Annotated in this window: 7 protein-coding genes; 1 reads left to right on the plus strand and 6 read right to left on the minus strand. The window is 42.1% G+C overall.

Annotation, left to right across the window (positions count from 1 at the left end; all coding sequences use genetic code 11):
- Nucleotides 1-119: 119 nt before the first annotated feature.
- The 6 genes from D0T50_RS13995 to aroQ all read right to left on the minus strand — a co-directional run bounded on the left by D0T50_RS13995 (nucleotide 120) and on the right by aroQ (nucleotide 5,426).
- Nucleotides 120-992: a helix-turn-helix domain-containing protein gene (locus D0T50_RS13995; protein WP_163223233.1), complete on the minus strand. Its 873-nt coding sequence runs from the start codon at nucleotides 990-992 to the stop codon at nucleotides 120-122.
- 303 nt (nucleotides 993-1,295) lie between these two features.
- Entirely contained in the window at nucleotides 1,296-2,549 is a 1,254-nt protein-coding gene (locus tag D0T50_RS09210; protein ID WP_163223234.1) for an FtsX-like permease family protein, read from the minus strand.
- Nucleotides 2,546-2,878 carry a 30S ribosome-binding factor RbfA gene (gene rbfA / locus D0T50_RS09215; protein ID WP_163223235.1) on the minus strand — a complete coding sequence of 111 codons (333 nt, stop codon included), beginning with the start codon at nucleotides 2,876-2,878 and terminating at the stop codon, nucleotides 2,546-2,548. Before rbfA ends, D0T50_RS09210 begins: the two co-directional genes overlap by 4 nt.
- 3 nt (nucleotides 2,879-2,881) lie before the next feature.
- Nucleotides 2,882-3,520: an O-methyltransferase gene (locus D0T50_RS09220; protein WP_163223236.1), complete on the minus strand. Its 639-nt coding sequence runs from the start codon at nucleotides 3,518-3,520 to the stop codon at nucleotides 2,882-2,884.
- Nucleotides 3,521-3,523: 3 nt separating this feature from the next.
- Nucleotides 3,524-4,975 (minus strand): pyruvate kinase, encoded by a 1,452-nt coding sequence (gene pyk / locus D0T50_RS09225; protein ID WP_163223237.1) that lies wholly within the window; start codon nucleotides 4,973-4,975, stop codon nucleotides 3,524-3,526.
- Nucleotides 4,976-5,006: 31 nt separating this feature from the next.
- The gene (aroQ, locus tag D0T50_RS09230) at nucleotides 5,007-5,426 is read right to left on the minus strand and encodes a type II 3-dehydroquinate dehydratase (protein WP_163223238.1); all 420 of its coding nucleotides are present in this window, start codon (nucleotides 5,424-5,426) and stop codon (nucleotides 5,007-5,009) included.
- A gap of 103 nt (nucleotides 5,427-5,529) precedes the next feature.
- Here aroQ and xerD point away from each other — a divergent pair, with 103 nt between their 5' ends.
- A complete protein-coding gene (gene xerD, locus D0T50_RS09235; RefSeq protein WP_163223239.1) occupies nucleotides 5,530-6,459 on the plus strand; it encodes a site-specific tyrosine recombinase XerD in 930 nt (309 codons plus the stop codon).
- Nucleotides 6,460-6,695 lie beyond the last annotated feature (236 nt).

The following is a 6,695-nucleotide window of genomic DNA, read 5'->3' on the forward strand; positions in this document are numbered from 1 at the left end:
TTACAAGGCTGCAAATATAGCTTTTTTTTCACATTCAAATCTATTTGCTTTCAATTATTTGCGGTTTAGTGCTCATTTTTTGAGACTTAGGAAGAGGTGTTGATTCGTAAGCCAAAGATTTATTTATTAATTATCCGTTTTCGATATGCCATTGGGGTTTCACCAACCGTTTGCATAAACTGCCGAAAAAAGCTTCCCTTGCTACCAAAACCAGCTTTTTCTCCTACAGTAAGAATCGGCAAATGAGGTTGTCCAACAAGGAGTTGCTTGGACTTTTCTACACGAAGATGAGAAATCCACGCTCTAAAGGTAAGGCCACTTCGGATATTTATTTCACGCCCAAGTTGAGCGTTATTTACATCAAGCTCTTTAGATAGCATTTCGAGTGTTATACCATGCGCCACATAACCCTCACTCTCAATCCAAGTGTCAAGTTTTTTAACTATGGAATTGTCGTGTATTGGAACGCTTGTTTTCACCCTCTCTGAATGTTGTATCACAGGGATGAGATATCTAAAATCGTGCACATAGTTTATATATTTCATCGCAAAATACACATACAGCAGTGTATAACTTACCACAAAAGAGAGATAAACAACATTCCCGAAGAAGAGGCTTGCTATTGCAAAAAATCCAGTGAATAGTGCGATAAGGAAAACCTGCTTTACCCAGCGCAATCGTCTTTCTTCGCCATAAGAAAAAAAGTTATCCAACAGTAATTTATAGTCAGCATACTCTTTATAAAACAACCTGACGCAATAAACTAGTTGCAGAGCATACAAGCCAAAGCCAATAAACAAGGCGATGATAAATACTCTCTCATGAGCAAATACATATATACCACCGAGTATGGAAGAAAACAGTGTTATTATAAGGATTTGCTTTATCAATACGCTCCAGGTAACCGCATGAATATTGATAAGAGCAATAGAGGAGAAGGTAAACATAAATGCTTGATAAGATGCTACAACCAACGTAAGAAGAGCCGCCACAAGGGTTAAACTCTGCTCCTCACCGTTTATAAATATAACCGCGAGTTTTAGAATCCCCAATATAAGATAGGAATAGGCTAACAACCTTCGTGAAATGAGGTAGCTTTTAAGCTCTTTTTCGAGAATAGACGGTATTCCAAGCAGGCAAAAACCAAAAATTAAGATAATTATGGCCGACAATAAAGTTATATACAGAAAAACAGAAATTTGCCCCATTTTGAAAACAAATGATAGATAACAGTTTCTTAATAAACGATAAGTGCGAAAGTAGTAAATTTTGTTTAATAAAGAAAGCCATTCGCCCTAATTTGGCGCAAAATTAGCGACAGAACGGGTTATTCTATTACTCAAGTAGCGTACAGGATACCACACAGACACAAAGCCCACCACCACTACTGTGAAAAAAATCAGTAATACATCAGTGAGTTGCACACTTACCGGGTAGGCATCTATCAAGAAGCTGCCAACCGACGACCCTAACGAAATAACACCATACGTTTGTTGTATAAAGCAAAGCAGCAACCCGATAAGGATTCCGATAAATGCACCAAAAAAGGAAATCATCCAACCCTCGAAAAGGAAAATGCGTTGAATCAGTGAGTTGTCGGCTCCTAAACTACGCAAGGTTTGCACATCTTCTTTTTTGTCTAGAATAAGCATAGACAGGGAGCCAATAATATTGAAGCAGGCAAGTAATAGAATGAATACAAGAAAAACATAAGATACCAGCTTCTCTACCTCCATAATACGAAAAGTGTCAATCTGTTGTTCGTAGCGGTCTTTTACCAAAAAATCATCGCCAACACATTCAGCTATCTTCTTCTTTGCGTCTTTAACGGAAACTCCTTCTTTCAATTTTAGCTCAATAGCAGAGGCTTCGGTAGTATAATCATAAAGAGTACGGGCAAAATTTAACGAGGTAAGAATGTATTGCGCATCATATTTTTGTTGATTTACAGCAAAAACACATCCCGGCGAAAAGAGATATTCTTTATTAAACGAGGCAAGCGGATTACTCATATTCACAGGTGCATTTCGCTTGGGTGCATACACTTCGAGCGGGTCTATGAATTGCAACCCGGTTCCTAACATTGAAATAAGTTCCACACCCAGTACACCATAATTTACCTCGGAATCGTGCAACTTGAACTCGCCATTGCCATATAGAATACTGTCAATCTGTGTCAACTCATTGAAGTTATCTTCCACTCCTTTTATTACGACCATGGTTTGCCGTCCTTTGTACTGCACCATAGCATGTTCTTCCAGTGTTTCGGAAAAAACGGCGACTTCAGAGAATTGTTTGAGTGATTGTATATGCTCATTGCCGGCATCAAAGACTTTACCTTCGCGAGGGATAATTTTCAACTCCGGGTCGAATGTCGTAAAGAAAGTAGCCACCATATCACTGAAACCATTGAAAACTGACAGCGTACACACCATAGCCAATGTAGCCAGTGCAACTCCACAGGTGGATATCCCTGAAATAATGTTGATGGCATTGTGTTTCTTCTTAGAGAAGAGGTAGCGTCGGGCTATGTATACGGAAAGGTTCACTTCAGTAGTGAGTCAATCTTTTCCAGATAGTCTAAGGAGTCATCCACGAAGAATTTCAATTCGGGGATGATACGAAGCTGATGCCTAACACGCGTACCCAATTCGTAACGAATGGATTTGGTGTTGGCGTTTACGCTTTCAATGATCTCCGCTGCCTTCTCAGTAGGAAATATACTAAGGTACGCGCGGGCGATACTTAAGTCGGGGCTTACACGCACCACACTTACCGAAACTAATACTCCCGGCATAGCCTTGGTTTGTTTCAAGAAAATATCGCTAAGCTCCTTTTGCAACAAACGTGCAATTTTATTTTGTCTGGTCGTTTCCATAATCTATAGCTTTCTTATGATTGTTAATCCGTCTCGTAAAGGTAATATAACTTTTTCTACCCGGGTATCTTTTGCTACGTAATCATTGAATTTTTTTATGCCAATGGTCTGATAGTCTGTTCGGTGCGGTTCCTCTAATACATGTCCATCCCAAAGAGTATTGTCGGCAAGTATATACCCTCCGGCATTGGTATGAGCAAGTACTAATTCGTAATACTCAATATACTTTCGCTTATCACCGTCTACAAAAGCTAAATCAAACATAATACCCAGCTGGGGCAATAATTCCAATGCGTCGCCTATGTAAAACTTAATTTTATCCGCATAGGGCGAGTTCTCCAGCCAGGGACGGGTAAAATCTTCTTGCTCATCATTAATCTCAAAGGTATGCAACATGGTTCCTTCGCGCAGTCCCTCTGCCAGGCAAAGAGCGGAATAGCCACTGTATGTACCTATTTCGAGTACCTGCTGCGGACGAATCATCTCTACGAACATCTTCAGCATACGTCCCTGCAAGTGTCCCGAAGCCATACGCGGTCGTAACAATTTCACATTTGTAGCCCGAAGCAATGCCTTCAGATAATCACTTTCGGGATCAATGTGTTGCAGGATATACGCTTCGAGCGATGCCTCCTTATTCATGGCTTAGCGTTGCGAGAAGGTGGGCAATTGATAGTCTTTCGCCTTTTCCAGCACGTAGCTTATCTTGTTTATTTCCAAGAAAGTAGTACCACCTCCTTCGCCGAAACTTCCGCTAAGGTAGGCAAACATATCTTCTTTTTTCACAAGCTCCTGTTCGAGTAGCATATCCAATGCCGAGAAGAAATAGGAGCGCGCGCAGTCTTTCTCTTCGAGGAAGAAGGGCAATACGCCATACGACAAGGCGAGTAAACGCATGGTTCTTTCTTTATAGCAAATAGCCAATACCGGGTGTCTGCCACGAAACGCAGCTAAGTTACGCGCAGTGTTTCCACTATAACTATCGGTAATGATGGCACGTATTTTTACTTTTGAGCAAGCTTTTACGGCTTGCTTAGCAAGGAATGATGTCACATCTACTTCATTGCCAAGTGGCACACGGATATCGTTCTCTTCCAGTTTGTCTTTCTCTGCTTGTTCGGCAATTGCAGCCATGGTCTTCACTGCTTCTACCGGATATTTACCGTAAGCTGTTTCGCCACTGAGCATCAGCGCGTCGGTGCGGTAGTAAATGGCATTGGCTATATCGGTTACCTCGGCACGGGTAGGACGTGGGTTGTTAATCATCGTATGTAGCATTTGCGTAGCTACGATAACCGGTTTCTTCGCAAGTATACATTTCTTAATCAATATACGTTGGATACCCGGTATCTTTTCTTGTGCCACTTCAATACCCAAATCGCCACGGGCAACCATAATGCCATAAGCAACTTCCAGAATTTCGTCAATGTTATCAACGCCTTCTTGATTCTCAATCTTGGCGATGATTTTTATTTCACTATTATGCTCGTCTAATATTTGTTGAATATCGAGCACATCTTGCTTGCTTCTAACAAAAGAATGTGCGATGAAATCGATGTCTTTTTCAATTGCATAGAGAATATTCACGCGGTCTTTCTCGGTCAGCGAAGGTAGGTTTATCCTTGCTCCCGGCACGTTGACACTCTTACGGCTACCCAGCGTAGCATTGTTCAGCACTTCGCAGATAAGGAAATCACCGTCGCGCTCCAATACGCGGAGGTCGAGTTCGCCATCATCTATCAACACGTCGCTGCCAACAGTTACGTCTTCGACAAACTGAGGATAGGAAACAGCAATACACTCGCGCGTTGTTTCGCGCATGGGGTCACCGGCTATTTTCACTTTATCACCAATAGCAAACTCAATGGGTTCTTTGCTCGTGGTTGTTCTTACTTCCGGCCCCTTGGTGTCCATCAAAATAGCTATCTGACTGGACACTTCGCGAGTGTTATCAATAATTTTGTCGAGACCTTCGTTGTTCAGGTGCGCCGTGTTCAAACGCACCACATTCATCCCGGCACTATATAGTTCGCCCAAAAAGTCAACGTCGCAGCGTTGATCCGAAATCGTTGCAACAATCTTTGTCTGCTTCTTCATAAATTCCTAAATACCTATTATATATGCTCTATTATTTCTTCAGAAAGGACTCCAAGGCCAATTTGTACGAATCTAACCCAAATCCGCAAATAACTCCACGACAGGCTGCGGCAATCATAGACGTGTGTCTGAAAGCTTCGCGAGCGTGTACATTCGAGATATGCACCTCAATAACCGGTGCGTTTATGGAGCGTATGGCATCGAGCAACGCGATGGAAGTATGTGTGTATGCGCCTGCATTCAGGATAATACCGTCAACTTCAAAGCCCACTTCTTGGAGTTTGTTGATTAGCTCTCCCTCAACATTGGATTGAAAATAGCTGATTTCCACCTCGGGATACGATGTACAAAGTGTTTGCAGGTAAGTTTCAAATGGCATGTTGCCGTAGATAGAAGGCTCACGCTTGCCCAGTAAGTTAATGTTCGGGCCATTCATAATTTGTATCTTCATAACCATACCTTCGTTAAATGACTCTTAAGCCAATCGTTGTCCAATATTTTTTCGTACGTTTGCTTAAAGAAAAACTTTTCAAGGTGCAAAGGTAGGAAAAAGAATGGAAACAACTGATAAAAAAGCATATAAGGATTACTTAGCCCGCTTGCTGAAGCAATACAACCAGTATCTGATGTTGGAAAAATCGCTCGCTCAGAATACCTTAGAGGCTTATACTGCCGATTTGGGCAAACTCATGTCTTTCCTCACGCTTGAGCAAATCCCGGTACTCGAAACAACACTCGAAGATTTGCACCGTTTTGTGGCAGGGCTACACGATATTGGCATCCATCCGCGCTCGCAAGCACGTATTATCTCGGGAATTAAATCTTTCTTTCGCTTCTTGATTATGAGCGATTACTTAGAAACCGACCCTTCCGAGCTACTCGAAAGCCCTAAAATTGGTTTCAAAATTCCCGAAGTACTGACAGTGAAGGAAATTGACGCGTTGATTAACGTCATAGACCGTGGCAAAAAAGGCGGGCAGCGTAACCGTGCCATGCTGGAAACACTATACAGTTGTGGGTTGCGCGTTTCCGAACTTATAAACCTGAAGATATCCGACCTTTACTTCGAAGAGGGTTTCATCAAAGTAGAAGGCAAAGGCAACAAGCAGCGTTTAGTTCCTATCTCGCCACGCGCCATCGCCGAGATACAGCTGTGGTTTACGGATAGAGTACATTTGGATGTCGCTCGCGACTTCGAAGATTTCGTCTTTCTCAACCTCCGCGGAAAGGCAATAAGCAGGATAGCTGTTTTTCAGTTTATTAAAGAATATGCCGATGAAATCGGGCTAAAAAAGAGAATCAGTCCGCACACCTTCCGCCATTCGTTTGCTACGCATCTACTCGAAGGGGGTGCCAATTTGCGTGCCATTCAAGAAATGTTGGGACACGAATCCATCGCTACTACCGAGATTTATACGCATATCGACCGACAAAGGCTTCGGGAAGAAATCATCTTGCACCACCCAAGAAATAAAAAGAAATAGCCTCCTCCAACATTCTAAGAGCCTCCACCTACAAACCTATTTAAGAGAAATCTTGAAGCACTATCACTCTGTGGCTAAAGCACTGCAATATGACGCTTTTGCCACTGCATTGTTGTTGCTTTTGTTGTGCCATTATTATCTCTTCTGTCTTATACGGGATTTGGTTGTCACCTTTTTGCTGCATAATATTTTCTTATTTATGCATAAAACCGTACAACATCGCTACAGTGAAACTT

Source organism: Bacteroides sp. 214, from assembly GCF_010501015.1.
Classification (GTDB): domain Bacteria; phylum Bacteroidota; class Bacteroidia; order Bacteroidales; family Bacteroidaceae; genus Bacteroides.